This is a genomic window from Shouchella oshimensis, from assembly GCF_002019765.1.
Classification (GTDB): domain Bacteria; phylum Bacillota; class Bacilli; order Bacillales; family Bacillaceae_D; genus Shouchella; species Shouchella oshimensis.
In genome coordinates, this window is the sequence record NZ_KV917380.1 from 3,070,825 (window position 1) to 3,094,165 (window position 23,341).

The window sequence follows — 23,341 nt, forward strand, 5'->3', positions numbered from 1 at the left end:
AACATACATTATGTCGTTATTAATCGATTTAAAATCTCTTGATAACCTTCTTGAAGATTACCAATATTACGTCGAAACAAATCTTTATCCAGTCGTTGGTTCGTATCTTTATCCCACAATCGACATGTATCAGGTGAGATTTCATCTGCTAAAAGGATGGTTCCTTCTTTTACGCGTCCAAATTCAAGTTTGAAATCAATTAAACGAACGTTAATACCGTCAAATAATTCACTCAACTGTTCATTGACTGCTAATGCCATCTCTTTTAACGTTTCTACTTCATCTTGACTCGCTGCTTCTAAAAGACCGATATGGTCCTCAGTGATCAAAGGATCACCGAGGGCATCGTCTTTATAGTAAAATTCAACAATGGGTCTTGGAAGGGCTGTTCCTTCTTGTATTCCAAGACGTTTTGCCATACTGCCTGCTACCACATTACGGACAACCACTTCTAGGGGGATAATCGTTACTTGTTTGACAAGCTGTTCTGTGTCAGATAATCTCCGAATAAAGTGAGACGGAATCCCTTGCTCCGCAAGACGCATAAATAGATGCGAAGAAATCTCGTTATTCAGCTTTGCTTTGCCTAAAAGCGTATCTTTCTTTTCACCATTGAATGCAGTTGCTTCATCTTTATACTCCACCCAAAGCGTATCTGCCTCTTCTGTCCGATAAATGCGTTTAGCCTTACCTTCATAGAGCAAGTCTTGTTTTGTCACGTTGTCATCAGCCCTTCGTTAACGAATTTTACTCGCTTATTCCTAAACGATTAAAAATGGTATCCACGTGTTTCATATGGTGTTCATAATTAAAGCACTCATCTAATTCTTCATTGGAAAGCACGTCGGTGATTCTCGGCTCACTTTCAATGAGTTCGCGGAATTGTACGCCTTCTTCCCAAGCTTGAGTCGCTTTAGGCTGAACTAAATCATACGCTTCTTCACGTACCATTCCTTTATCAATTAAACTGAGTAATACACGCTGGGAATAAATTAATCCGTACGTACGTGTCATATTTCGCTTCATATTCTCAGGGAACACCGTTAAGTTCTTCACAATGTTTCCGAAACGATTTAACATGTAATTTAATGTAATCGTTGCATCTGGTAAAATAACACGCTCCGCTGACGAGTGAGAAATGTCACGCTCATGCCAGAGTACAACATTGTCATAAGCAGTATTCATATAGCCTCGAATAAGTCGAGCCAAGCCAGTCATATTTTCAGAGCCAATAGGATTTCGTTTATGTGGCATGGCTGATGAACCTTTTTGCCCTTTTGCAAAATACTCTTCTACTTCTCGAAGTTCGCTTTTTTGAAGTCCACGAATTTCAACAGCGAATTTTTCAATAGACGTAGCAATAAGAGCCAAACTTGCCATATATTCCGCGTGACGGTCACGCTGTAGTGTCTGTGTAGAAATTGGCGCTGGATTTAGTCCAAGTTTCTTACAAACGATTTCTTCTACACGTGGATCAATATTCGCATAGGTTCCGACAGCTCCAGATAGTTTTCCAAAACGAACACCCTCTGCTGCATGTTCAAAACGTTCAATATTACGCTTCATTTCTTCATACCATAAGGCAAGCTTTAGACCAAATGTCGTTGGTTCAGCATGCACACCATGAGTACGGCCCATCATAATAGTAAATTTATGTTCATTTGCTTTTTGTTTAATAATGTCTAAGAATCGATTTAAGTCAGCTGCAAGAATATCATTTGCTTGCTTCAACAAGTAGGATAACGCTGTATCAACAACATCTGTTGATGTAAGACCGTAGTGCACCCATTTGCGTTCTTCACCTAATGTTTCTGAAACGGCTCGAGTAAAGGCAACAACATCATGACGCGTTTCCTCTTCAATTTCTAAGATTCGATTTACATCGAAGCTCGCATTTTCACGAATTTTCTTCACATCTTCTTCCGGGATTTCTCCAAGCTCCGCCCACGCTTCACACGCTACAATTTCCACTTCTAGCCATGCTTGATAACGGTTTTCATCGGTCCAAATGGCACCCATTTCAGGACGAGTATAACGTTCAATCATTCTATTTCCTCCAAGACTTTCATTTTTTTCTCCCAAAATGCATCAAGGATTTGCAAACACCTGGTTGAATCTTCACCAAGCACTGTTAAATGCCCCATCTTCCGCTTCCATTTTGCTTCTTTCTTTCCATATAAATGGAGGGAAATGCGATTCAGTTCATTTAACCGTTCCATCAGTGGTGCCACATGCTCGCCGAGCAGATTTTCCATAACTGCAGGTGTGAGCAATGTTGTTTCACCAAGTGGTAATCCACAAATGGCACGGATATGCTGTTCAAATTGAGAGGTCTTACAAGCCTCTATTGTATAATGCCCAGAATTGTGCGGTCTAGGGGCAAGTTCATTAACGACTAGTTTGTTATCATCTGTCACAAACATTTCAACTGCTAATGTCCCAACTACTTCGAGTCCTTCAACAATCTGCATGGCAATTTGTTTTGCTTCTTTTTCCACTACTTCACTAACACGAGCCGGTGCAATTGTACGATGTAAAATACTGTCTTGGTGTTCGTTTTCAACTAGTGGAAAAACCGAAATCTCACCATTCCTTGATTTAGTCGCAATTACTGAAACTTCACAAGTAAAGGGAACAAAAGCCTCTATAACAAGCTCGCCATAGGTAAGGAGATGCTCAGCGGCATCTGTTAGTTCGTCCCATGTATGAACAACTTTTTGTCCTTTTCCATCGTATCCACCTCGGCACGTTTTCACTACTGCTGGAAAGTTCGTTATTGCAACGGCTTCTTCTAGATCGTGAAGGGATTGAATAGCCGCAAACGGTGCGACAGGTACGTGAAGGTGACGTAATGCTTGTTTTTCCTTTAATCGATGCTGCGTTGTCGCTAGCACTTTATATCCTTGTGGAAAATCACTAACTGCCAATAATTGTGCAGCTGCTTGTTCATCGATATTTTCAAATTCATACGTAATAACATCACTTATTGACGCCAATTCTTTACAAGCTTCATAATCATCATAAGAAGCTGTAATGACATGGTCTGCTACTTGAGCACAAGGTGCGTCAGGGGTTGGATCAAGCACTGCAATCCGATACCCCATTGCTTTTGCAGACAATGCCATCATCCTACCTAACTGACCCCCACCAATAATGCCAATCGTGCTTCCTGGTTTCACAATGGTCATTGTAATTCACCTCGATGATCCATCACCGTCTGTCTTATTCTTTCTCGTCTTGCTTGCAGACGTTCCTGTATACGTTTATCTTCTATCCCTAAGATTTGCGCTGCTAAAAGTCCTGCATTTGTTGCTCCTGCTTTACCAATTGCAACCGTAGCAACTGGAACCCCTCCAGGCATTTGTACAATCGAAAGAAGGGAGTCCAACCCATTCAATGCCTTCGATTGAACTGGCACACCTATAACAGGTACCGTCGTCTTAGCAGCTACCATTCCCGGTAAGTGAGCTGCGCCTCCTGCGCCAGCAATAATCACATTTAACCCTTTATGAAGGGCTTGCTCTGCATATTCAAACATTAAATCTGGCGTTCGATGAGCAGAAACAACTTCTTTTTCATACGCAATACCTAATTCGTCTAATACATCACATGCGTGTTTCATCGTCGGCCAATCTGACGTACTTCCCATTATGACGCCAATTCGTGGTTGGTTCATCTTCATCCCCCGATATTTTTTTCTAAAAAAAGAAAAACACAGTTCGTCCAAATCTACATAAGAGAAAAGACGACAACTGTGTCGTTAAAGCCTAAATAAGCGCTTTTGTCTTTCCCCATAGTCTAACAATTTACGGTCGTTAGGTAGAAACGTTCAGGCCATATCCCTGAGATTATATGAGGTGATATATTCGTTTTCATTCCAATTCGCACTTTCAGTTTACGCAGGAATCGAGCTAATGTCAACATATAGTCGAACATTTATACAATTGTCTTTTCACAATGTTCGCTTTTAACTCAAATGGGAAAAGACTCACTTTCTTTCTACATTTGCATAAGCTATGGTAAATGCCTATAGAAAGGAGGAAACAAGGTGCGCTCCTTTGAACAGCGAATTAAACGATCCTTTTTATTTATCGCTTTTGGCTTATCTTGGAGTATGGTTGCCTTACTATTAGCAAGACCTGATTTGCCTCCTCAGTATTTTTTATTTTTTGCATGTCTAGCACCAGCTGTATCTGCTGTCATTGTGCATGAATCGACTACAAACCACTCTTTAGCTCACTCTTTATTTTTAACAGCAAAACCAACGCCTGCATGGGTGCTGAGCCTATTTATACCATTCGTCTTTTTTGGCCTATACATCATCTCTTTTCCAAATGAATTTGGAGTGTTTCACCAATGGTGGTTTTATCTTTTCTTCATTACCGCGTTTTTAGAGATTGGTTGGCGAGGGTTTTTTCAAAAAGAATTGGAGGTTCCCTCATTTTGGCTTTCATCTATCACGATTGGCGTGCTTATGGCATGTTGGGCTACACCCATTCTAGTTGTGTTTTTTGGTTTGAGTGACTTCCATTTACTAGCCTTTGCTTTCTTTTTTCTACTTATCGCAGCTCCATCTACATTTCTAATAAGCTTAACCAAATCACTATTCCCGTCAACGATTTTAAACGGTTTTCTTCTTTATTTATTGACGTTGCTTTTTACGCATAGTGATATGCTCGTTGTTTTCTTCGCTTTGCTACTTATGTTAAACGGTATAACAATGCTTGCCCATGCCGTCTTTCCACACTATTTCACTCAAGCATTTATTGCTAAAAGAAAATAAGACAAAAAGCCCCACTGTGAATCATTCACAGTAGGGCTTTACGAGTATAGCTAGCTCTTTTCTTGTTGGCTCTCAGTGAGAATGCCCTCAAACATAATTTGTTGCTTTTTCCATACTGGATCTTTTCCTTTTACTTCTGTAAAAACAGGTTTTTCCATTCGTTTTATCGGTTGATAACCTAGCTGCTGCATTCGTTGCAAGCACTCGTCTATTGTTTCGTCGTCCTTTACTTCAAACCGCTGCTTTTTCTTCATTCTAATACCCTACCTTTTTCGCGTACTTACCTGTAGTGTATCACAATTGCTTCTCCTAACCGGTTCAAATTCTTCTAAGGTACAGTTGTTCTAAGTCTAAAAGAGGAGCGTATCTAATTGAGTTTCTGGTTAGCTCGCTTCACTGACAAAACCACCTGTTCATGCTGTTGCTACTTTACTCTCTCTTTCCATAAATGCTTAATGGCATCCAAACCCAACTTTGCTCCTTTTTGGCACGCCTCCATTCCCTCGAATTCAATTGAGACATAGCCTTCATAATTCTTTTCTTGCATATATGCAACAATCTCTCGAATCGGAATGTCACCTTGTCCCACAATAGCACCTCGCAAGTAACGACCTGAGGTTGTTTGTAGCCAACCTTCTTTGATTGGTAAGTCGTCTGCCTTTCGATAATAGAAGTCTTTAAAATGAACCATCGACGCATAAGGAAGATTGTTCGCTACTCCAACGAACGGATCTTCATCTACACAGAGAAAATTACCTACATCAAGGGTTGTTTTAAAATTATCTCGATCAACAGCTCGAACAAGTCGCAACACTCGTTCACTTGCTTGGATATAAAAGCCGTGATTTTCCACACTTGTAATGATATTATATTGCTTTGCATAGTCTGCTATTTCTCGACAAGCTTGAATAAGCAAAGGCAAATCTTCTTCAAAAAATGCATAGGTTGTTTCGTTAAGATTACGGCTTGCTACATCATGACGCATTCGCTTTGCTCCCAATCGAGCGGCTATATCCACGTGCTGCTTTACACTATTAATCGCTTCGTCGTATGCTTCTTTAGAATGTTGAATGAAATTTGCTCCTACTGCATAATTGGAAATCTCTAATCCTTTATCGTTCGCCCTGCTTTTAATCTCATCCACTAACTCAATGTTATTGAGCAAGTCAAATCCAACAGGTACAATCTCAATATGCTCTGCTCCTGTCTCGGCTACATAATCAATTACATCTAAAATTGTCATTTCCCCTGCCTGCATCGCTTGATATAAACTATATGAACTAATACCTACTTTCATTGTATTTCCTCCCCTTTTTTACTTAAATCATATACGGTTGCTTGCTTTTTTCATTTATTTCATTGTAAAAGATGCTAAAAAAAACTGTTATGCGTACATTACGTCTTAACTTATCAAAATCCCTTTAAAAAGATCGAGAGAAATAATCTTTTTTTATAAAACAAAGGAATTATGTCTTTTAATCAACGTATAGTTATAAAAGTTAGTTTACAAAGTATACGAATCTAGAAAGATTTACTTTTATGACTTTTACCCTTTAAAAAAAGAGTCCTTTTAATCATGAAGCGATGCAGAAGCAACACTTATTGATTAAAAGAAAACTCCTTCATTCTACTGCTCTATCGTTTTTTCTATGGAACCCATTTATCAGACAAACCAAAACCGCTTTTTCCGCTCAAATCGCTCCGTATAATTACCTGTCATATGATTAAGCGCTTCTTCTTCCACTTCAATGCGCACCCTTAACATCCATGCGTTCAATAATGTAAAGAGGATTGCTGTCCAGTACGCTTGAAAAATAAGCGGAACAAACGCAATCTCTGTAATAACGACTGCATAATTAGGATGACGAAGAAAGCGATACGGACCTTTTTCAACAACAGGCGCATCGGGCAAAACAATAATTTTTGTATTCCAATATCTTCCTAAAGAAGTTAACGCCCAAATACGAATACTCTGGGCTACGATAACGATTGATAGAGCCACTACACTACTATTCGTAAGGCTTGGCGTTGTAAAGGTTACTTCTAAAAGCAAAGCAACAAAGAAACTAACGTGAAGAGCAACCATCCAACGATAATGCGCTTTACCTGCTTCAATACCGCCAATGCTTTTCATCCAACGTTCGTTTCTTTTTGCTACAACAACTTCAATTAATCGTTGTACAATAATAATGGAGATTATGCCATATACCCATATCAAGCACCTTCACCTCGCCATTCTACTAAGAGCATTTCTGAACAAAAACCAGGCCCAAGTGCAGCAATTAATCCTTTTTCACCTTGTTCATGTTCCTGCTCCATGCACGCTTTTAAAACATACAAAACCGTCGGCGATGACATATTGCCATATTCACTTAACACGAAACGGGAAAGCGCCGTTTTCTCAGATGAGAATTTCAGAGCCTTTTCGTAGGCTTCCAGCACCTTTTTTCCACCAGGGTGAGCAATGAATGCGTCAATGTCTTCAAGAGCTACATCTTCTTTCTTTAAGTAATCGGTGACAACAGGTTCTAACCAATTTGAAACAATAGAGGGAATGCTCCTTGAAAAAACAACGTTTAAACCGTTATTCTGCACATCCCAACCCATTACATCCTCCGAATCTGGCATCAACGTTGATTGAGTTGACTGAATCGCTACATATTCTTCTTGTTTCCGTTCTTTTAGAAGTGGTGATTGATCACCAACTAGCAAGGCGCAAGCGACCCCATCAGCAAAGAGCGATGTCCCAATAAGATTGCTTTTAGAATGATCATCCTTTTGAAAGGTTAGTCCACAAAGCTCGACACAAACAACAAGCACCGCTGATTTAGGATAAGCCAAACAATACTCATAACCTCGACTCAACCCAGCAGCTCCTCCTGCGCAGCCAAGTCCCCATAACGGTATTCGCTTTGTATCTGTACGAAAAGGAAGCTTGTTCATAATCCGTGCATCTAATGAGGGAGTAGACATGCCTGTACTTGATACAAAAACGATTGCATCAATTTCACTAGGTTGTATACTTTTTTTTAAGAATGTCCCCATTTCTAAACATGACTCAATTGCCATTGCACTATAGGTCGTAGCATCTTCAATATAACAACGATTGCGATCCCCTAAGGGATGATCCTCTTTAAACCATTCCATCGGTTGAGAGAAATGACGTTTGCGTATTTCCCCATTTGCGAACACCTTTAATAAACGTTCAATATCCTGGAAGCTCTCCGAGAATAACTCTTTGGCAAATTCCATCGTTTGATGTTGTGGTAGCTCGTATGGTAAATCAGCAGTGGCAACAGACAATATAGCGGGCATAAGTAGTCCTCCTCAATATAGTCTTATTAGATTATCCAAAAGCTGACAATGTATGAGAGCATGACTACTTTTTCCAAATAAAAGTCGTTCTACCATTACACACTTTTCATTAATAATTGGGTTGTATTTCCAATACCATTGTTATACGATGCATGGGTTGAAAGGGTGGATACGAAATGGATAAAGAAATGATGAAAGGTAGCATCGACTTTCTTCTTCTCTCACTGATTGAAGCGAAAGACTTATATGGCTATGAAATGACGAAAAAATTAAAGACGCTTAGTGATGAAACATATAACATGAGTGAAGGTACGCTCTACCCAGCGCTAAAACGAATGGAAAAGAAAGAATGGATTTCATCGTATTGGAACGACAGTGCTGGTTCGCGTAGAAAGTATTACACGATCACGGAAGATGGTAGAAAAGAATTACAACGTAAGCAAAAAGATTGGGCAACGTTAAGCCAGCTTATCAAGCGCACGGGAGCCTCTTATGAGCGCTAAAATGAATACCTATCTGCTGCGGATTGTCAACCAAACTGATTGTCCAAAAGAAGAACGTCAAGATATGTTTGATGAAATGTACGATCATTTAACGCTTATCAAACAAACGTATGTTGAGCAAGGTTATACCGAAAAAGAAGCGGAGGAAATGGCGATGAAAGAATTCGGTCATGAAGCAACAATTGGAGATGGTCTTCAACAAGCAATGTTTCCCTACCGAAGAGAGCTTTTGCTTATATTGGCCCTCGGCTCATACTTATTTGTTTGTGTGCAGTACTTTTCTATTCTTTTCGTAGAAAATGTCGCCAATTACTGGCTATTTATGCCGGCGATCGCGCATGCGCTTATTCTCTTTTTTTCGTTAAATAAAACTTATATTGTGAATCGAAAACTGTGGCTTAACCTTTCTCTTGTCCTACATTTACTCCTGATGTTTGTTTTTGCTTTTCCACATTTCAATGACGGACTTTCCTGGCATATTGTGTTTTATTCTATTCTAGGCGGAACGATTTTCTTAATATACAGAACTGCCTTAACTTACTCTTTTGGTAACAGCAGCGTGATTAAAAAAAGAATCATTCATACTGTCAATATCACGATTGGATTTCTATTGTTAATAGGAATCGGATTTATTCTGTTTGCTTTCTTACTATTCGGTGATTTACATCCAATTTTGCTATTAAACATGTCTTTTCCGTTTATCATTTGGGGCATCGTTTACGCGATTCAAATACGGTTGGCCAATAAAAGCTCTAAATGGTTAAACATTTGCTATTTCCTGTGGATTTACGCGCTGCTCTATCTTGCTGCTCTTATATTCCCAATTTATCTTCCAGAGCTGTTAGCGAGTGATTTAAATGATCTGCTTTTTAGAGTGATCTATCCTATTCAGATTTTTGACTAATGGAGGTGCTTTCCTATGACAAATAAAAAAACGCTTCTCCTCTCTTTAATCGCACTTTTTGGTTCTTGTTTCCTTTTTATGACGGTCGGCTTTTTTGTTACGTCGTCTCAAGAAACCGAACCTGCTTTTACAGGCGTATACGATGTGAATGCAAAAGAAGATTTGTTAGTTGTAACGAAAAAAGATAACGTTGAAACATTATCTTTTCAGAAAAATAATGATCATAACGTCACTTTATTTGACTCTGATCTAGACGCTTATTTATATAGCCCCATTTTTGTCGATGACCATACGGCTGCTTTTATTGAAACAACTGGCTATGAATATAGAGACAATCAGTATGATAAGATTGCCGAGTTCGCCTATAGAACGATTTATTCGCTTGATCTGATTACAAATGAACGAAAAGTGATTGCCAAAGCCCGCGGTGTGCTCCTCGACTTAGTCTATATTCCAGCAAAAGAGCAATTTATCGCAACAGGAGAAGATATTAGTCAAAATGTAGAACCTCAAAAAGCCGAAAGTGGTAGCCATTCTGCACTTTATTTGATAGAAGACGGACAGCTTGCAGAGATTTACAATGGCTCATATATGACGCCCTCATCCATGCAAGCAACAGAAGATGGCACACTGATGCTGATTTTACCTGACGACCAAAGCAACTGGACAGTTGATACAATGTATGAAGCAGTTGAGCGCATATACGAGACTGACCCGACAGAGCAGCCATTGCAACTCGAACTTGTGTCTAACCCGGATAAAATCGAACCTATTACTGATTTTGTGCAAGTTGAAGACGGACTGCTTTATCAAACAATCCTCAATTATGAAGACTATGATGGCGTCTTCGACTATGATCTCGTCCCTTTTTCATTAGTAAATCGAGAAGAAGGCAAGCGCCTTGGTTTAAACGAAAATGGTATAGAATATCTTCGTGCTCCTGGGAATGACATTCTCTATTATGTCAATCGAACACAAGCTTATCGTGGCGGCAATGCATTCTCCTTACATCGCTATGAGCTAGAGACCGGCACAATTGATGAAATCAATGTAACGCCGTAAACTGAAGCAGAATAATTTTTTTTAAAAGGGCTCTTGACCTTCACGTAACGTCAACCATTATGATCGTTATAAGAAAGGAGGCGAACAGGTGGAATATACCATTCAGCAATTAGCGAACCTCGCTGGCGTTAGCAGCCGAACACTCCGTTATTACGATGAAATTGATTTGCTTAAACCGAAACGAATGAATTCAGCTGGATACCGGATTTATGGTCAAAAGGAAGTGGATCGCTTGCAACATATTCTATTTTACCGGGAGCTTGATGTTCGTCTAGATACAATTGTTACGCTAATGAATGAGGATACATTTCGCATAGAAAAGACTTTACTACAACATAAACATCATTTGGAACAAAAGCGAGATCGTTTAAATCAGCTTCTTCAAATACTCGAGCAAACTATTGAGTCTGCAAAGGGAGGAGAACCTATGTCGAATCAGAGTAAATTCGCTGCTTTTAAACGGCAGCAAATTAAGGAAAATGAAACGCTTTATGGAATAGAAATACGTAAGGAATATGGAGATGACACAGTTGATGCAGCCAATAACCACCTCTTACAGCTAACAGAATCGGATTATTTAAAGAGGCAAGAAATAGAAAAAGCATTAACCGAGCAATTGCGTGAGGCATCCAATTCCTCGATTATTACGAAAGAAACAGAACAGGAGATTACGCAACTTCACAAAAAGTGGATTATGTTCTCATGGTCTACGTACAGTGAACAAGAGCACATCGGCTTAGCAGATTTATATCTTGAAGATGAGCGCTTTAAACGCTATTACGATGGAATCGCATCCAATGCGGCATCCATTTTACGAACTGCAATTCGTAACACCTTAATTCCATAAGAAAAGTCGTTCATAAGCCAAGTCGCCTCCAGCATATGTTTAAGGACGTTGATCATAATGGAGGCTAGAAATCATGAATGGATACCCTCCGTCTTTACCAACTTTTCAAACGGAACGACTGTTTATTCGTCCTCCCATGAAAGGTGATGGGGATAAACTATATGAGTCTGTACAGTTCTCTAAACAAGAATTAGTGAAGTGGTTACCGTGGGTGAATCAAATGGTGTCCTCTTCTCAAGCAGAAGACGCGGTGCAATTTGCTCATCAACAATTTCTTGATTTAACAGATTTACGGTTTCACTTATTTGAAAAAGATACACTCTCTTTTGCCGGTTCTGTCGGTTTCCATGAGATTAAATGGCGCGTTCCACGTTTAGAAATTGGCTATTGGCTTGATGTACGATTTCAAGGAAAAGGCTATATGTTCGAAGCAATCCAACCTTTACTTCCTTTTGCTTTTCACCAATTAAGCGTTCATCGATTGGAACTACGCTGTGACCCTTTTAATAAAAAGAGCCGTGCTTTAGCAGAAAAGCTAGGGTTTTCGTTAGAAGCCATTTTAAAGGAAAATGAGCGTGCTACCATCACATCTGGTTATGCCGACACCTGTATTTACGTATTATTCCAATCAACGTTTACACAAAAAAAATCGACACTCTCTTGAATGTCGATTTTTTTCATTATAAAAATGGAATGACAATCCCTCCATATGCAAACGCCATTACGATTACAAGGGCTGGATGAACCTTTAGCTTTGTTAGTAACAGAAAAGCGACTGCCGCAATCACAATGGACTGAATCCACCCAATCGACTGGAGCGCATCATTAAAAATGGTAACAGTTAAAAGCAACATTAACATACAAATGACAGGCTGTACCGCTAAAGAAAGTCCCTTCACAACAGGAGATTGACGATATTTTTGCAAAACCTTCATTAATAATATGACAGCAACACTAGATGGAACAATGGTTGCGGCAAGCGCTACAGCCACCCCTCCCCAACCGGTTACACTGAAACCAACATATGCAGCAATCTTTGTCGCAATGGGACCAGGGAGTGCATTTCCTAAAGCAAGTACATTATTAAATTCTTCACTCGACAACCACCCAAAACGGTTAACGACTTCTTCAAACATAAGTGGAATAGATGCTGGTCCGCCCCCGTACCCTAATAAATTGGCAATGAAGAAGGCGAAAAATAGATAGACATAAATCATTCTGACTCTCCTTGCTGCCGCTTACGCCATTTATCAACTAGACGATAGTGAAATAAGCCATAAATAATGAAGGCAATAATAACAAACCCTGGGTGAATATTTAGTCCTTGAAGGAGCACAAATGCTAAAACAAACGTACCAATTCCCATGAGCCAGCCGAAGCCCTGCACTGCTTTTTTACCAAAGTCATACGCCATTTGCCCGAGCAGCACGGCAATCACTGGTGTCACAGCACCAATCATTCCTGCTATGACTGGTGAATCACTTATTAAATCGACTACCGAAAACAACAAGATCATGGCGATACTTGTCGGAAGAATGTGCCAAAGGGTTGCCCATATGGCTCCTAGCCAACCTTTTTGCTGATAGCCTAAATAAGCAGACATTTTTGTGGCAATTGGCCCGGGGAGCGTATTCGCAATTGCTAAGGTCTCCCCAAAGTCATCATGACTCATCCATTTATATGTCTGAACTGCTTCATGCCTAAAAAGCGGCATGACAGAAGGACCACCGCCAAATCCTAATACACCTGTTCGAAACATTGCTAATGCCAGTTGTTTATACGCCACTTTGATTCTCCCTTTTCGTTAGTTTCTAATTTTCTTTAGATCAAATGTAGGAACAAGCCCTTGCTCCATCGCTCGTCCTAGCAAGTTTTCAATTGCTTCATAACCACGCTCACCAAGGTTTCTAGTAAATTCATTTACGTATAAATCAATATGAGCTTGAGCAACTTTACTTGAAAGCTCCTGTGCATAGCTCATCACATACGCCTTCGTCTCTTCTGGTGACTGCCAGGCATATTCTACTGACGCTGTTGCCCAATGAGTAAGTTGTTCTTTATTTAATGAACGTTTTGCAATAATGGCGCCTAATGGAATTGGAAAACCAGTATCTTCTTCCCACCATTCTCCTAGATCTTGTAACAAACATAAATCATATTCCTGATAAGTAAATCGAGCTTCATGTATGACCAATCCAGCATCAACAACACCGTCTTTTACTGCTGGCATAATCTTATCAAACGGCATAACTTTTATCGTCATTGTATTGTTTGTCAGTGCTTGCGCAGTCCAAAGACGGAATAATAAGTACGCTGTTGAACGATCACTTGGCACAGCCACCGTCTTACCTTCAAGAGATTTAATGGATTGTTTTTCCTTTGTTAATACGAGTGGACCACAACCTCTTCCTAAAGCGCCACCACTTGGGATGAGTTGATAGTGATCTAATACATAAGGTAACGCAGCATACGAAATTTTCATCACGTTAGGTCCCGTTTGATCGATTGCCCAATAATTCGTCTTATCGATGTCCGCATATGTAACGTCTAAAGGTGGTGCACCTTCAATTTTTCCATGTACCCAGCCATAAAAAACAAATGTATCATTCGGACACGGAGAAAAGGCAATATTCATCTTGTTCAACCTCCTTAATCGTTTGACCAATTTTTTTAATCCCTTTAAAAGCAAGTGGGAAATTCCATTTTGATTTGTCACGAACACCTACTTCATTTGAAATGGTTCGTAATTCTGAGAAAGGTAGATTAAATGATTTGGCTGCGGCTGCGACTCCGTATCCTTCCATCGCCTCAGCAATGGCACCTAACTTTTCTCTCTCCAAATATGTTTTTTCTGTGCCTGTTGCTGTTAGCACAGATAAAATGATTCCTTCATGTACGTGATAAGAATGGCTTAATTTCCCAACAAGCTGACGATCAATTCTCGCTTGTTGTTTTTGTGTTCCAAACCCTAACTCATCAATAGAAATAAACCCCTCTGGAGATTCTGCACCTATTTCCGGAGCAATAATACTAGATGCAGCCACAATCGATCCTATAGCAGCACGCTTCGGAAAACCACCGGCAATTCCAATATTTATCACACCTCGGTAAGGCTTTGTTGAGAGTTGCTTTGCTGTATTCGCTGCTGCTGCTGCAAAACCAACCCCACAAACAATTACTTCAATCGTCGATTGTTTTCCCAACCCTTGTTCCAATGCTTCTTTTTCTTGCTCTACAGAGACAGCAAGTAAGACTGGAAGCTTATCCAACATGTAGCACCAAGCCTTTCTAACGATTCTAACAAATTAGTATAGCATATAATTCTTTGCTACGCTGAAGGAATGCAATGTAAGAAAATCAGACATTTCCCTCTTTCTAACGCATACGCTTTTAGTAATTCTTTGGAAGAGGTGAGTAAAATGATCAAAAAAATAAGTTTGATCTTTTTAACGGTTATCCTTGTTTTCTTCTTTATGCAACCGAATCTTTCTTATGGTTTTAGTAAAGGAAAACCCGATCCGTCTGCACCGCCTGGCACTTGGTACATAGGCGATGCGCCTCATGTAAAAACAGGCAGTCCTATTTTATTTGTACATGGTTTAACTGGCTCAGGAGCAACTTGGTTTGAGCCAAATGATATGTACCGACAAGCTCGGGATGCAGGTCATCCTGCCGCCTTTATTAACCTCTACCCTGATCAATCCTATTGGGATAATGGTCAAATGCTCGCCAATAAATTAGCCGAAATGTATAACCATTTTGGCGAAAAAATGATCGTTGTCGGTCATAGTAAAGGTGGCGTTGATATACAAACAGCGCTCCTCCATTACGGTGCTGAACGCTATGTTTCAAAAGTCTTTACCCTAGGCACGCCACATCATGGAAGTCAATTAGCTAACTTAGCCTATAGTAATTGGGCTGGCTGGCTCGCAGGTATTATTGGCATGCGCTCTCCTGGTACAGACTCATTGCGAACAGGCACGATGGCTGCTTTTCGAAATCAAACTGATCGACTTGTAGGTGCCCATTCTGTTCCCTTTCAGACACTATCAGGTCGCTCATGGGGCTCTTTTGGCACATCTCTTTATTTCGGCGGTGTCTATTTAAATAGTTATGGCACGAACGATGGTGCAGTTACAGTTGACAGTTCTAGACTCTCTTATGCAAATGAACTGGCATCCCTTTCCCTTGATCATTACGCCATTGCGGAAGGCCATCGAGTATTTCGCTACTTACAACCTCGTCTTGCCAATAATGAGCAAATGGTTGAAACACGGCAAGCAGACTATGGAACAATCATTCGTGGTGGTGAATTAAACGGTACTGCTACCCAACCATTTCAGCTGGAAGACGAGATCCAAACCGTTACATTTTCAGTCTTGGCCCACGAATCACTAGAAAACGTAACGTTCATCTCTCCCAATGGCGATGAACATCCTGTCGAAGCCATTGAAAAAGAACACGAGCAAAGTATCTTTGCTGGCGCTTATAGTCATTTCATTGAATTGGATCAACCAGAAAGCGGAACATGGACAATAGAAATGAACAGCACAACAGCAGGCGGTTACTTCGCTGTGGCATCCATTGAAGGAGGATTAACCAGTACGCTTCAACTTGAAGAAGACGTTGTGCATGCATTCGATGCTACCCCAGCTGATGTCACCTACTCCGTTCATATAAATGATCAGCTTCATGTTGAAGATGCAACTCTTGACGCTCTTCACACGTTCCATCTGCCAATGAAGAGCAACACATCACAAACGATAACCACGGATTACAACGGCATAACAAAGGATGGAACGCCGTTTGAGCGAACCGTTGTGGATCACCTTTTTATTGATAAAAAGGGAAATGTATTTCATTAACCTCTTCTTCTTTGAAACGACTAGCTCTATCGAAAATAAAAGTTGATGCTTTCCTTGGGCAAGATTGTGACTCTAGTTATGGTCTCGCCCCCCTTTTAAATTTCAATTGACTGCGCTTCTCCCAAAGGTTGAACAGCATTTATTGTATCTGTTATAACATCTTCGTCGTTGTGTCTTTGCCGCTCTCCACAGAACGTTTCATCTTATGATAGGCATGAACATCTTTTAAAACCATATACACGTGCTCAATGCCATCTTCTATAAAAATCTCTGACACTTGAATAAACCCATATTGTTCATACAAAGCTCGTATATAGTATTCCGCTTGTAAACGTATAGCAGTTTCTTTTTGTTCCTCTAGTAAAAACGTCATGGCTTGTTGCATCAATAAATGGCTTAATCCCTTGCCACGACTTTCTTTTCTCGTCAAGATCCGTCCAATTGATGCTTCACGGTATAGGATTCCACTTGGAATGAAACGCGCATAAGCCTGGACTGAACCATCCTCGTCAGATAAAAACAAATGCGTAGCGTGTAGATCAATACCATCTAAATCTTGATACATACTTTGCTGCTCTACAACAAAAACATCCATTCGTGCTTGAATAATAGCGTATAGTTCCGTCGTTGTTAGCTGTTGAAATGATTTTTGTTTCCACCTCATTACTATTCCACCTTTCTTCTACACTCTATCAAACAATACAAATTGATTCACTAATTAGAGGTTTTGATACATATTTTTTGTTTTCTCCTTACGTCTTATGGGTAACTAAATGAATATCCATATAATTGAAAAGAAGGTGAAAATGATCAATAAACGATTATTCTTTATTCTCTTTTTCTTTCTAGCTGGTTGTTCCAATAATGATCTCTCCCATGATGAGATTGTAGCCGACCCTCTAATGAACGAAATTCCCATTGTTTCTATTTACAATTCGAACAATGAAGAAATGGAAGCGAGATCATTTGCTATCTGTTGGAATTATTGTGATGAAGCTATCTTATCCCCGGTAAATGAAGAAGGAAGAGTTCAAAACAGCGACACCTTAAATGAAGCTGAATTAAGGGAAACAATGGAAATCGCTCTCCATTATGAATCCCCACACACCGTTTCGCACCAACTCGTCACATTTGACGGTTCCTCTTCGACTGAAGAAGAGCTAGAGGATGAGACGTTTGAGGTACATGGTCAAGGTGACATTCAGTATGCGATCGTCACACGGTTTCTAAACGAACATGAAGAAACAATTGGAAGGATTCAAACAAACTTTTCTGTGCAACTATACTAGTCCCCTTGTCCATATTCAGTGTCTTAACAGATTAAGGCACTGTTTGATCATTCATTCAGGAATCTACCCCGCCTCATTTAGTTCTCTTCATGTTTTTTCATTTTGTCCCTTTTTCCATATTTTCATAGTAAGATAGTGCTATACGATTACTAAAAAAGGAGAGAACGACGTGCAATTAACGATAAAGGCAGAGGGAGAGCATGTTAACGTTTTATCACATTTGCTTGCAAAAAACCCTTACCGCTTATATGAACGTGATGTGAATGGTCATCTCGTTCGGCTCTTTTTTTCGCATTTCTCAACGAACTTTGTTGAAGTGACCATCTTTGTTACACCTGATCCAATTGAATTGTCTCGTAATAGCGCACGATCCTTTGATATTACTTCTTATATCAATGATCGTGAATTTGCTGTGAGCAGTATCTTTTGCACGTTTCTTCGTTCAGCACTTGGTACCGCTCTAAATGGAAAGCCAAAGGATCCATACTTGCCATGGGTTGACCATCCATTTTCGTTTGAATTTTCATTCGGACCATTGGCTAGTGCAACCAGTTTATCTCTTCTCAAACGTTTATTTGAACCCATCGGCTTCTCTGTGAGTACTCATTTTGCGGAACAAAAAGCGCCATTAACTATAAAGGAAAAAAGCTCGGCTCAAATGATTACGTTAAAAGGTCGCACCACTCTACAAACAGGAATAAGACAGTTATTTGTTCTCATCCCTGTTCTTGATGACTATAAACATTATTTTATTGATGAAAAAGAAATCGATAAAATGAAGCGTTATGGAGAAGGATGGCTTGATGATCATCCTGAACGTGCTTATATTTACGAAAAAGCGTTACGATTTAAAGCCATTTATGATCATACACAACAGAAAGGCGATCAACCAATAAAAGAAACGGTTATTCGATTAAACGATAGGCGTTATGAAACGATTATTCAGAAAGTCTCCGACTTAGAAAAAAAAGCGAGTGTTGTAGACCTTGGTTCCGGTGAGGGAAAATTAACAGTGAAATTAGGCTATGTAAAAGGAATTAAAGAGTTATTAGCGGTAGAGCCATCTGAAATGGCAATGACTCGTGCGTTAAGACAATTTACGAAACGCACGCAAGAATCGGATTTCCTTCAGCCAACTCCCATAAGAAGTTCTTTATTTTATTACGATAATCGTTTACAGAATAAAGACATCATTATCCTATGTGAAGTGATTGAACATATTGAAGAATATCGCTTACCAAAAATGATGAAGATGATCTTGACAAATTACCGTCCACATACACTTTTCATTTCGACACCGAATTATGAGTACAACCAGCTCTACAATATGGGTGATGGTTACCGTCATTCAGATCATCGCTTTGAGTGGACACGAGATCAGTTTCAAACATGGTGTAAGGAGAATAATACTGGCTTTTACGACCTAACGTTTACTGGAATTGGGGAGGAACACGAGCAGTTTGGTCATCCTACTCAGCTATGTCACTTCCAAAGAAAGGAGACTGATTAAATGGATGTTTATGTACCTTATGCTGGCATTATACTCTGTGTCGGCCCATCCAACAGTGGTAAAACGACGTTGCTTCAGTCTTGGATCCAAACCCAACAAGTAAAATCATCTGAAGTTGTAAGCTCTGATGATTATCGTGAACGTGTTGGTGACTTACGCTTTCTTGATTGGAAAAATCGTCCAAGAGATGAGGCTAGTTCGTTAATGGAACAGTATCGAATCCAATCTACAGAGGCTTTCCAAACGATGGATGCCATTATTGAGTCAAGATGTCGCTTAAACAAGTTGACGATTGTGGACGCTACCCACCTTCATCCAAGTGATCGTGAGCGCTACCGAAACATAGCACGCTCACACCATCTCCCTATTCTCACACTTGTTTTTCATACAAAGGAAGCCACTCTCCTTCTTCGAGATAGTGAACGTGATGAACCTAGAGGCAAAAAACGTGTAAAGCAGCAACTTCAAACCTTTAAGCAACAGCTTCGCCTCCTAAAAAAAGAGCGTTACGCGAGATCCTATTCCATTTATGAAGACGAAACCGTTCGTCTCATTCGTCCAGTAACATCGCCAATTGAATTAGATGTTGGCAAAGGACTAGATATTGTCGGCGATATCCACGGATGTTTCGATGAATTTCTTATTCTCTTGCATAAATTAGGCTATCAACAAAATACAGCAGGTTTTTATATCCACCCAGAAGGACGAAAGATTCTCTCATTAGGAGATATCATGAGTCGTGGCCCTAAATCGCTCCAAACCCTTCAATTTTTTTATAACCATATTCAGGCTGGCTTAGCGTATATGGTTGATAGCAATCATGGTTGGAAAATTGCTCGTTGGCTAGATGGGAAACAGGTTCAACTTACGCATGGTGACGACAAGGTAGAGCAGGAATTTCTTGCCTACGAACATGCACACGGTGTTGAGAAAGCAGCAAAGCTAAAAGAACAGCTAAAAGACCTATTACTCAAAGCCCCATCTCATTATGTATTGAAAAAAAATGGGGTAGCAACAGCAGTCTGTGTTCATGCAGGCATACGAGATGAGTGGATTGGAAAGCAGTCTCATGAGATTAGTGATATCGCTAGATATGGTGAAACAGACGGTTTTGATGACGCACATAAACCTATTCGTAAAGACTGGACCGTCCATCATAAGACGAGCCCTCTTATTATTTGGGGACATGATCCGCGGAAAAAAGCAATGACGGTAAATGGTACCCTTAATATTGATCAGGGCGCTGTTTTTGGTGGTGAACTTACAGCGTTTCGTTATCCGGAAAGAGATCTCTTATCTGTAGACGTCGAAACCGACTATTCTAATGGGAATCACAACCCATTACATGAACTTGAAAAAGCACGATTTGCTGTACCGAACATCGCTAAATACATTCACGGTTACACTACGTCCACTGAGTTATTTGGTGACATCCATATAGGGGAGGAACATGTGATACCAGCTTTTGACGCCCTATCCCATGTCACTTTACCATTAGAAGATCTAGTCTACATTCCTCCAACCATGAGTCCAACACCATTGCCATCGTCGTTAGAGGGGTATTTAGAACACCCACAAGAAGCCATTGACTACTATCAGCAAAAGGGAATCACACGAATGGTTGCTGAAAAGAAGCATATGGGGAGTCGAGCTGTTTTGCTTTTGTTTAAAACAAAGGAAGCTGCCTTGTCCTATATTGACCGACCAAGCCTTGGTGTTATTTATACTAGAAAAGGTAGAGCTTTTTTTGATAAAACGACAGAACAAGCTATTCTTGAACAGCTTAACAAGGATTTACAGTCCTACTTTGAAGAGCACCATACGGATTTTGTTCTTTTAGACGCTGAAATAATGCCTTGGAATTTAAAAGCAAAAGAGCTTATTAGTAAACAGTATGCGCATGTAGCTGAAAACGCTCGGTTAGATCGAATGCAGCTCCTTTCAAAATTGCTATCAAATAGCTTGGATCATGACCTCTCTAAATGGGTAAGTGAATTTGAAAAGAAGCTGAAACATGCAAACATCTTTGAAGAAGTTTATCAAAACTATTGTTGGGAAGTAGAGAACTTAGAGGGGATACAAATTGCTCCCTTTCATGTGTTAGCTCATCGTAATCGGTCATTCTTTGATCAACCCCATACTTGGCATATGGAGCAAAATCAGCTATTTTCAGAGCTCTCCCCTTTATTTGTACAGACGGAATGGAAATTAATTGATTCGGATACTTCTGCGGCTGAAGTCATCTCTTGGTGGGAAGCTCTAACAGAAGACGGTCAAGAAGGCATCATTATTAAACCCGAATCCTTTATTTGTAAACAAAAAGGTAAACTCATTCAGCCTGCAATAAAAGTTCGTGGACAGAAATACCTTCATATCATTTATGGGATGGATTACTTAGAGCCAAAAAACCTTGAGCGATTGAAAAAACGGAACAGCGCTAAAAAGCAGAAGCTCGCCTTAAGAGAATTTTCACTCGGAATTGAAGCGGTTAATCGATTTGTTGCTGGCGAATCGGTTGAACGAGTGCACGAATGTGTTCTCGCTACATTGGCACTTGAAAGTGATCCCGTTGATCCTCGTTTGTAAATGACCAAACAGCCTCTCTTTTTCGAGAGGCTGTTCTTCTACTACTATTCAACACCTTCTAGCCATTCGCTCACTTTCTCTTGATTTTCCTCTACCCACTGCTTTGCTGCATCCTCTGGGTCCATCCCCTCTTCAGCAATTAACAGCATCACTTCATTCATATCATCTGCTGTCCAGTAAAACTGATCAAGAATACGGAAGGCATCAGGATCTTCCTCTTCTAACCCTTCTCGTACAATCGTTCGAATTTCACCCTCTTCTGCATAAATCCCTTGCGGATCATCTAGAAAGCGCAAATCAAATGAATTAAATTTCCAATGAGGCTCCCAAGCTGTAACAACAATCGGCTCTTCATTTTCGTAAGCATTTCGCAACTGTTGGGTCATAAAAGCATCTGTACTTAGCGTTTGCTCAATATCAAGATCATACGCATCAATTACTTCTTCTGTTGCAATGGCAATCCCTGCACCTGCATCAATTCCGGTTATTTCTGCCACAATATCAGCATTCAATTCTTCAATACTTGTCACTTCCATGTATGTTGGAACAGCAAGTCCTGTTCGAGCGCCTTCAAGATTCGCACCTAAATCGACAATCTCATCTTGATAACGCTCATAATCTGCTTTCATGTCATCTGGTAACCAACCGGCCACGTGTCCATCAACACTCCCATCAGCCACACTTTGCCACATAATGGCTTGCTCTACAACAGTTAATGTGACATCATAGCCTGCTTGCTCTAACGCTTCTTTTATAACGTAGTTCGATGCAAGTTCTGAATCCCACGCAACATATGTTAATTCAATTTCCTTGTCCGATGAGGACTGACTTTCACTCTCACCACACGCGGCTAACGTGAGTGGTACAATAGCAATGATTGGCCAAAATCGTCTTTTCAACTTGCATCTCTCCATTTCTTTTTGTAAAATTTGTTTAGAACGATTTAAACGAATTAAATTCAATCGTAACATAGCTACTTGATCTGTCAAACAAAAACGCTTACACTTTTTCCTAAGATCTAGCTATTGATAAGGAGACGTCAAACATGGATAAAGAACAAGCTCGAGAAGAACTTGATCGTATACACGCAATTATAAAAGACGGCATTGCTGATACAATGGATATTTACGGCGTAAATCGTTCCATTGGACAATTATATGCTACCCTATACTTGAGTGACGACCCTATGAATTTAAATGAACTTCGGGATGAACTTGGTATGAGTAAAGGTAGTATGAGTATTGGGGTTCGCAAGTTATTAGATGAAAATATCATTCATCGAGTTTATCGCAAAGGAGAACGAAAAGATCTATACGAAGCGGAACAGGACTTCTTCCAGTTCTTCACTTCTTTTTTCACTCGCCGCTGGGAACGAGAGCGCGATGTCAATATGGCAGCCATAAAAGAAGCTATTCCCTATTACAAAGAACTCATTGAGAATGAAAAAGTGCCTGAAGAGATTCGCGCTGAAGCTTCATTTACCTTAGATAAAATCCATTCCTCTCTTGCCTATTATGAGTTTCTTGATATGCTTGTCACCCAATTTCGAACAGGTAATCTAGCGAAAGAACTTGTTGAAAAATATAAAGACGCGAATAAATGAGTTCTGCAAATAGTGTACGTAAAGATGAATTTCCTAGCTTGAGGATATTCATCTTTTTTATCTTGCTGAAAAAA

General features: G+C 40.0%; 25 protein-coding genes and 1 riboswitch. Of the genes, 11 read left to right on the forward strand and 14 right to left on the reverse strand.

Annotated features, from left to right (window positions below; all coding sequences use genetic code 11):
- Positions 1 to 8: 8 nt before the first annotated feature.
- From purC to purE, 4 genes are read right to left on the reverse strand one after another with little or no spacing between them, the layout of a single operon-like run.
- Positions 9 to 719: a phosphoribosylaminoimidazolesuccinocarboxamide synthase gene (purC, locus tag BK583_RS15560; protein WP_055736966.1), complete on the reverse strand. Its 711-nt coding sequence runs from the start codon at positions 717 to 719 to the stop codon at positions 9 to 11.
- 28 nt (positions 720 to 747) lie between these two features.
- Positions 748 to 2,046 carry an adenylosuccinate lyase gene (gene purB, locus BK583_RS15565; protein WP_038477863.1) on the reverse strand — a complete coding sequence of 433 codons (1,299 nt, stop codon included), beginning with the start codon at positions 2,044 to 2,046 and terminating at the stop codon, positions 748 to 750.
- Complete coding sequence (purK, locus tag BK583_RS15570; protein ID WP_055736965.1) at positions 2,043 to 3,188, reverse strand: 5-(carboxyamino)imidazole ribonucleotide synthase; 1,146 nt, start codon at positions 3,186 to 3,188, stop codon at positions 2,043 to 2,045. Before purK ends, purB begins: the two co-directional genes overlap by 4 nt.
- On the reverse strand, positions 3,185 to 3,676 hold the full coding sequence (gene purE, locus BK583_RS15575; RefSeq protein ID WP_038477857.1) for a 5-(carboxyamino)imidazole ribonucleotide mutase: 492 nt from the start codon (positions 3,674 to 3,676) through the stop codon (positions 3,185 to 3,187). Before purE ends, purK begins: the two co-directional genes overlap by 4 nt.
- A 98-nt stretch (positions 3,677 to 3,774) precedes the next feature.
- Positions 3,775 to 3,876, reverse strand: a riboswitch (purine riboswitch).
- Positions 3,877 to 4,048: 172 nt separating this feature from the next.
- On the opposite strand from purE, the gene BK583_RS15580 reads away from it, so the two are divergent.
- Entirely contained in the window at positions 4,049 to 4,783 is a 735-nt protein-coding gene (locus BK583_RS15580; protein ID WP_055736964.1) for a hypothetical protein, read from the forward strand.
- Positions 4,784 to 4,833: 50 nt separating this feature from the next.
- On the opposite strand, the gene BK583_RS15585 is transcribed toward BK583_RS15580, so the two are convergent.
- The 4 genes from BK583_RS15585 to BK583_RS15600 form a co-directional block, all read right to left on the reverse strand.
- Positions 4,834 to 5,037, reverse strand: a complete 204-nt coding sequence (locus BK583_RS15585) for an NETI motif-containing protein (RefSeq protein WP_055736963.1) — start codon at positions 5,035 to 5,037, stop codon at positions 4,834 to 4,836.
- 170 nt (positions 5,038 to 5,207) lie between these two features.
- Positions 5,208 to 6,080 (reverse strand): sugar phosphate isomerase/epimerase family protein, encoded by an 873-nt coding sequence (locus tag BK583_RS15590; protein ID WP_055736962.1) that lies wholly within the window; start codon positions 6,078 to 6,080, stop codon positions 5,208 to 5,210.
- A gap of 366 nt (positions 6,081 to 6,446) precedes the next feature.
- Positions 6,447 to 7,001: an isoprenylcysteine carboxyl methyltransferase family protein gene (locus tag BK583_RS15595; RefSeq protein WP_236702439.1), complete on the reverse strand. Its 555-nt coding sequence runs from the start codon at positions 6,999 to 7,001 to the stop codon at positions 6,447 to 6,449.
- Complete coding sequence (locus BK583_RS15600) at positions 6,998 to 8,098, reverse strand: type III polyketide synthase (RefSeq protein ID WP_055736961.1); 1,101 nt, start codon at positions 8,096 to 8,098, stop codon at positions 6,998 to 7,000. The genes BK583_RS15595 and BK583_RS15600 overlap by 4 nt, the downstream gene beginning before the upstream one ends.
- A 176-nt stretch (positions 8,099 to 8,274) precedes the next feature.
- Between BK583_RS15600 and BK583_RS15605 the strand changes: the two genes are divergently transcribed.
- From BK583_RS15605 to BK583_RS15625, 5 genes are all read left to right on the forward strand, one after another.
- Positions 8,275 to 8,601: a PadR family transcriptional regulator gene (locus BK583_RS15605; RefSeq protein WP_038477833.1), complete on the forward strand. Its 327-nt coding sequence runs from the start codon at positions 8,275 to 8,277 to the stop codon at positions 8,599 to 8,601.
- Positions 8,591 to 9,505 (forward strand): permease prefix domain 1-containing protein, encoded by a 915-nt coding sequence (locus BK583_RS15610; protein ID WP_055736960.1) that lies wholly within the window; start codon positions 8,591 to 8,593, stop codon positions 9,503 to 9,505. Before BK583_RS15605 ends, BK583_RS15610 begins: the two co-directional genes overlap by 11 nt.
- A 15-nt stretch (positions 9,506 to 9,520) precedes the next feature.
- The gene (locus BK583_RS15615; RefSeq protein WP_055736959.1) at positions 9,521 to 10,567 is read left to right on the forward strand and encodes a hypothetical protein; all 1,047 of its coding nucleotides are present in this window, start codon (positions 9,521 to 9,523) and stop codon (positions 10,565 to 10,567) included.
- 88 nt (positions 10,568 to 10,655) lie between these two features.
- Positions 10,656 to 11,414, forward strand: coding sequence for a MerR family transcriptional regulator (locus BK583_RS15620; RefSeq protein ID WP_078440212.1), 759 nt, complete (start codon positions 10,656 to 10,658; stop codon positions 11,412 to 11,414).
- A 73-nt stretch (positions 11,415 to 11,487) separates the two neighbouring features.
- Positions 11,488 to 12,078, forward strand: a complete 591-nt coding sequence (locus BK583_RS15625; protein ID WP_055736958.1) for a GNAT family N-acetyltransferase — start codon at positions 11,488 to 11,490, stop codon at positions 12,076 to 12,078.
- Between the two features lie 16 nt (positions 12,079 to 12,094).
- On the opposite strand, the gene chrA is transcribed toward BK583_RS15625, so the two are convergent.
- From chrA to BK583_RS15645, 4 genes are read right to left on the reverse strand one after another with little or no spacing between them, the layout of a single operon-like run.
- Positions 12,095 to 12,631, reverse strand: a complete 537-nt coding sequence (gene chrA, locus BK583_RS15630) for a chromate efflux transporter ChrA (protein WP_038477824.1) — start codon at positions 12,629 to 12,631, stop codon at positions 12,095 to 12,097.
- On the reverse strand, positions 12,628 to 13,200 hold the full coding sequence (chrB, locus tag BK583_RS15635) for a chromate efflux transporter ChrB (protein ID WP_274272165.1): 573 nt from the start codon (positions 13,198 to 13,200) through the stop codon (positions 12,628 to 12,630). Before chrB ends, chrA begins: the two co-directional genes overlap by 4 nt.
- A gap of 18 nt (positions 13,201 to 13,218) precedes the next feature.
- Positions 13,219 to 14,049: a 1,4-dihydroxy-6-naphtoate synthase gene (locus tag BK583_RS15640; protein WP_055736957.1), complete on the reverse strand. Its 831-nt coding sequence runs from the start codon at positions 14,047 to 14,049 to the stop codon at positions 13,219 to 13,221.
- Entirely contained in the window at positions 14,018 to 14,686 is a 669-nt protein-coding gene (locus BK583_RS15645; RefSeq protein ID WP_078440213.1) for a futalosine hydrolase, read from the reverse strand. The genes BK583_RS15640 and BK583_RS15645 overlap by 32 nt, the downstream gene beginning before the upstream one ends.
- Before the next feature lie 147 nt (positions 14,687 to 14,833).
- Here BK583_RS15645 and BK583_RS15650 point away from each other — a divergent pair, with 147 nt between their 5' ends.
- Positions 14,834 to 16,279, forward strand: a complete 1,446-nt coding sequence (locus BK583_RS15650) for an esterase/lipase family protein (RefSeq protein ID WP_206698855.1) — start codon at positions 14,834 to 14,836, stop codon at positions 16,277 to 16,279.
- Positions 16,280 to 16,430: 151 nt separating this feature from the next.
- On the opposite strand, the gene BK583_RS15655 is transcribed toward BK583_RS15650, so the two are convergent.
- Positions 16,431 to 16,943, reverse strand: a complete 513-nt coding sequence (locus tag BK583_RS15655) for a GNAT family N-acetyltransferase (RefSeq protein WP_078440214.1) — start codon at positions 16,941 to 16,943, stop codon at positions 16,431 to 16,433.
- A 109-nt stretch (positions 16,944 to 17,052) separates the two neighbouring features.
- On the opposite strand from BK583_RS15655, the gene BK583_RS15660 reads away from it, so the two are divergent.
- The 3 genes from BK583_RS15660 (at position 17,053) to BK583_RS15670 (ending at position 21,664) form a co-directional block, all read left to right on the forward strand.
- Positions 17,053 to 17,568: a hypothetical protein gene (locus BK583_RS15660; RefSeq protein WP_134259187.1), complete on the forward strand. Its 516-nt coding sequence runs from the start codon at positions 17,053 to 17,055 to the stop codon at positions 17,566 to 17,568.
- A 169-nt stretch (positions 17,569 to 17,737) separates the two neighbouring features.
- Positions 17,738 to 19,078, forward strand: a complete 1,341-nt coding sequence (locus BK583_RS15665; RefSeq protein ID WP_055736954.1) for a methyltransferase domain-containing protein — start codon at positions 17,738 to 17,740, stop codon at positions 19,076 to 19,078.
- On the forward strand, positions 19,079 to 21,664 hold the full coding sequence (locus tag BK583_RS15670) for an AAA family ATPase (RefSeq protein WP_055736953.1): 2,586 nt from the start codon (positions 19,079 to 19,081) through the stop codon (positions 21,662 to 21,664).
- 44 nt (positions 21,665 to 21,708) lie between these two features.
- Here the strand turns inward: BK583_RS15670 and BK583_RS15675 are convergent, their stop codons facing one another.
- Positions 21,709 to 22,653 carry a glycine betaine ABC transporter substrate-binding protein gene (locus tag BK583_RS15675; RefSeq protein ID WP_236702438.1) on the reverse strand — a complete coding sequence of 315 codons (945 nt, stop codon included), beginning with the start codon at positions 22,651 to 22,653 and terminating at the stop codon, positions 21,709 to 21,711.
- A 56-nt stretch (positions 22,654 to 22,709) separates the two neighbouring features.
- Here BK583_RS15675 and BK583_RS15680 point away from each other — a divergent pair, with 56 nt between their 5' ends.
- Positions 22,710 to 23,267, forward strand: coding sequence for a GbsR/MarR family transcriptional regulator (locus tag BK583_RS15680; protein ID WP_055736952.1), 558 nt, complete (start codon positions 22,710 to 22,712; stop codon positions 23,265 to 23,267).
- Positions 23,268 to 23,341: the final 74 nt, after the last annotated feature.

Excerpts from the sequence above, each read along its gene's own strand:
- BK583_RS15585 (WP_055736963.1), bottom strand. The coding sequence starts at position 5,037 with ATGAAGAAAAAGCAGCGGTTTGAAGTAAAGGACGACGAAACAATAGAC.
- BK583_RS15605 (WP_038477833.1), top strand. The coding sequence starts at position 8,275 with ATGGATAAAGAAATGATGAAAGGTAGCATCGACTTTCTTCTTCTCTCA.
- purE (WP_038477857.1), bottom strand. The coding sequence starts at position 3,676 with ATGAACCAACCACGAATTGGCGTCATAATGGGAAGTACGTCAGATTGG.
- BK583_RS15625 (WP_055736958.1), top strand. The coding sequence starts at position 11,488 with ATGAATGGATACCCTCCGTCTTTACCAACTTTTCAAACGGAACGACTG.
- BK583_RS15650 (WP_206698855.1), top strand. The coding sequence starts at position 14,834 with ATGATCAAAAAAATAAGTTTGATCTTTTTAACGGTTATCCTTGTTTTC.
- BK583_RS15640 (WP_055736957.1), bottom strand. The coding sequence starts at position 14,049 with ATGAATATTGCCTTTTCTCCGTGTCCGAATGATACATTTGTTTTTTAT.
- BK583_RS15590 (WP_055736962.1), bottom strand. The coding sequence starts at position 6,080 with ATGAAAGTAGGTATTAGTTCATATAGTTTATATCAAGCGATGCAGGCA.
- BK583_RS15680 (WP_055736952.1), top strand. The coding sequence starts at position 22,710 with ATGGATAAAGAACAAGCTCGAGAAGAACTTGATCGTATACACGCAATT.
- BK583_RS15655 (WP_078440214.1), bottom strand. The coding sequence starts at position 16,943 with ATGAGGTGGAAACAAAAATCATTTCAACAGCTAACAACGACGGAACTA.
- chrA (WP_038477824.1), bottom strand. The coding sequence starts at position 12,631 with ATGATTTATGTCTATCTATTTTTCGCCTTCTTCATTGCCAATTTATTA.
- purK (WP_055736965.1), bottom strand. The coding sequence starts at position 3,188 with ATGACCATTGTGAAACCAGGAAGCACGATTGGCATTATTGGTGGGGGT.
- purB (WP_038477863.1), bottom strand. The coding sequence starts at position 2,046 with ATGATTGAACGTTATACTCGTCCTGAAATGGGTGCCATTTGGACCGAT.
- BK583_RS15610 (WP_055736960.1), top strand. The coding sequence starts at position 8,591 with ATGAGCGCTAAAATGAATACCTATCTGCTGCGGATTGTCAACCAAACT.
- BK583_RS15645 (WP_078440213.1), bottom strand. The coding sequence starts at position 14,686 with ATGTTGGATAAGCTTCCAGTCTTACTTGCTGTCTCTGTAGAGCAAGAA.
- BK583_RS15615 (WP_055736959.1), top strand. The coding sequence starts at position 9,521 with ATGACAAATAAAAAAACGCTTCTCCTCTCTTTAATCGCACTTTTTGGT.
- BK583_RS15600 (WP_055736961.1), bottom strand. The coding sequence starts at position 8,098 with ATGCCCGCTATATTGTCTGTTGCCACTGCTGATTTACCATACGAGCTA.
- BK583_RS15660 (WP_134259187.1), top strand. The coding sequence starts at position 17,053 with ATGAATATCCATATAATTGAAAAGAAGGTGAAAATGATCAATAAACGA.
- BK583_RS15670 (WP_055736953.1), top strand. The coding sequence starts at position 19,079 with ATGGATGTTTATGTACCTTATGCTGGCATTATACTCTGTGTCGGCCCA.